The organism is Fusobacterium varium (genome assembly GCA_021531615.1).
Lineage (GTDB): Bacteria > Fusobacteriota > Fusobacteriia > Fusobacteriales > Fusobacteriaceae > Fusobacterium_A > Fusobacterium_A varium_C.
The window spans coordinates 1-2,565 of sequence record JADYUE010000074.1 but is presented as its reverse complement, the minus strand read 5'-3'; the positions used below and the strand labels follow the sequence as shown (position 1 = coordinate 2,565).

At 47.0% G+C, this 2,565-nt stretch carries 2 rRNA genes; both read left to right on the top strand.

The features are described 5' to 3' along the window. Nucleotides 1–56, top strand: a 16S ribosomal RNA gene (locus I6E31_12350); the annotation flags it as partial. Between the two features lie 154 nt (nucleotides 57–210). Then, nucleotides 211–2,565: ribosomal RNA gene (locus I6E31_12345) — 23S ribosomal RNA — on the top strand; the annotation flags it as partial.

The window sequence follows — 2,565 nt, the reverse complement described above, 5'->3', positions numbered from 1 at the left end:
GGGTGAAGTCGTAACAAGGTATCCGTACGGGAACGTGCGGATGGATCACCTCCTTTCTAAGGAGATCAAATCTCTTTCTCTGTTCTATTGGTAATGTTCTACATTACTGATAGATGGACATTGGAAACTATATAATAGATCAAATACAATTTTAACTCTTTCATATAATGAAGAGTTAGCTGTCAAAACAAATTAAACAAAAACTAATAGGTTAAAATACTTAAGGGCACACAGGGAATGCCTAGGTAGTAAGAGCCGATGAAGGACGTGGTAAGCTGCGATAAGCTTGGGCTAGCTGCAAACGAGCGTTAACCCCAAGATTTCCGAATGGAGCAATCTGCTAAGATGGAGTCTTAGCACGAAAGAGGGTACCGAGTGAACTGAAACATCTAAGTAACTCGAGGAAAAGAAAGTAAAAACGATTCCCCAAGTAGCGGCGAGCGAACGGGGATGAGCCTAAACCATATAAGTGTCAAGGATACAGCCGTTGCTTATGTGGGGTTGTGGGAAGAACAATTGAAGAACTGTAAGATATTCAACATTATTATGCGCTGAACTGGAATTAGTTGGAAAGCTAAATCGTAGAAGGTGATAATCCTGTACAGGTAAACCGCATGATGTGTATGTTCTCTCCCAAGTAACATGGAACACGAGGAATTCTGTGTGAATCTGCGAGGACCATATCTCGTAAGGCTAAATACTCTTACTAACCGATAGCGTATAGTACCGTGAGGGAAAGGTGAAAAGAACCCCGGGAGGGGAGTGAAATAGAACCTGAAACTGTGTGCTTACAAGCGGTCAGAGCCCGCAAGGGTGATGGCGTGCCTTTTGGAGAATGATCCTGCGAGTTACGTTCAGTGGCGAGGTTAAGTATAACGGAGCCGAAGGGAAACCGAGTCTGAATAGGGCGACATAGTCGCTGGGCGTAGACGCGAAACCTGGTGATCTAAGCCTGTCCAGGGTGAAGCTGTGGTAAGACACAGTGGAGGCCCGAACTCACCGCCGTTGAAAAGTTGGGAGATGAGGTAGGTTTAGGGGTGAAAAGCCAATCGAACTAGGAGATAGCTCGTTCTCTCCGAAATGCATTTAGGTGCAGCCTTGAGTGTTTAATTATGGGGGTAGAGCACTGAATGAACTAGGGGGCGTATTGCTTACTGAATTCAATCAAACTCCGAATACCATAATTCAAGAGCTCAGGAGTGAGACTATGGGAATTAACTTCCATTGTCAAAAGGGAAACAACCCAGACCACCAGCTAAGGTCCCTAATTATAACTAAGTGGGAAAGGAGGTGGAGATTCATAAACAACCAGGAGGTTGGCTTAGAAGCAGCCATACCTTTAAAGAGTGCGTAATAGCTCACTGGTCGAGAGTCTCTGCGCCGACAATGTAACGGGGCTAAGTTATAAACCGAAGCTGTGGAATTGCGCAAGCAATTGGTAGGAGAGCGTTCTGTAGGCCGTTGAAGGAGAACTGATAAGGGACTCTGGAGGTATCAGAAGTGAGAATGCAGGAATAAGTAGCGAGAAGGGAGGCGAGAATCCTCCCCGCCGGAAGACCAAGGTTTTCAGGGTAAAGCTTGTCTTCCCTGAGTAAGCCGGGACCTAAGCCGAGGCTAAAGTGCGTAGGCGAATGGAAAACAGATTAATATTTCTGTGCCAGTTATATTTTGTGATGGAGGGACGCAGAAGGGTATGCACGCAGGAGAACGGAAGTTCCTGTGGAAGCGCGTAGAGTGATCTAGTAGGCAAATCCGCTAGATTAGACTTGAGACGTAAAGGAAAGGTGCAAATCCCACGCTGCCGAGAAAAGCTTCTAACGTTAAGGTATAACTGCCCGTACCCGAAACCGACACAGGTGGTCAGGATGAGAAATCTAAGGCGGACAGGCTAACTCTCGTTAAGGAACTCTGCAAAATTGCCCCGTAACTTAGGGAGAAGGGGTGCCTCTGAATGTTAGTAAACACGCGTTACAAAGCATTTGGAGGTCGCAGTGAAGAGGCTCAAGCAACTGTTTAACAAAAACACAGGTCTATGCTAAGCTGTAAGGCGATGTATATGGGCTGACACCTGCCCAGTGCCGGAAGGTTAAGAGGAGGAGTGAGAGCTCCGAATTGAAGCCCCGGTGAACGGCGGCCGTAACTATAACGGTCCTAAGGTAGCGAAATTCCTTGTCGGGTAAGTTCCGACCTGCACGAATGGTGTAATGATTTGAGCGCTGTCTTGACGGGAGGCCTGGTGAAATTGTATTACCGGTGAAGATACCGGTTACCTACAGTAGGACGGAAAGACCCCATGGAGCTTTACTGTAGCTTGGTATTGGGTTCTGGCATTGCATGTATAGGATAGTTGGGAAACTATGATGGTATGGCGCTAGCTGTATCGGAGTTGTCGGTGGAATACCAACCATTCAATGTCGGAATTCTAATCTGTGGTTTGTAGCCACGGAAACAGTGCTAGGTGGGCAGTTTGACTGGGGCGGTCGCCTCCGAAAGAGTAACGGAGGCGTTCAAAGGTTCTCTCAGGTTGGATGGAAATCAACCGCAGAGTGCAATGGCATAAGAGAG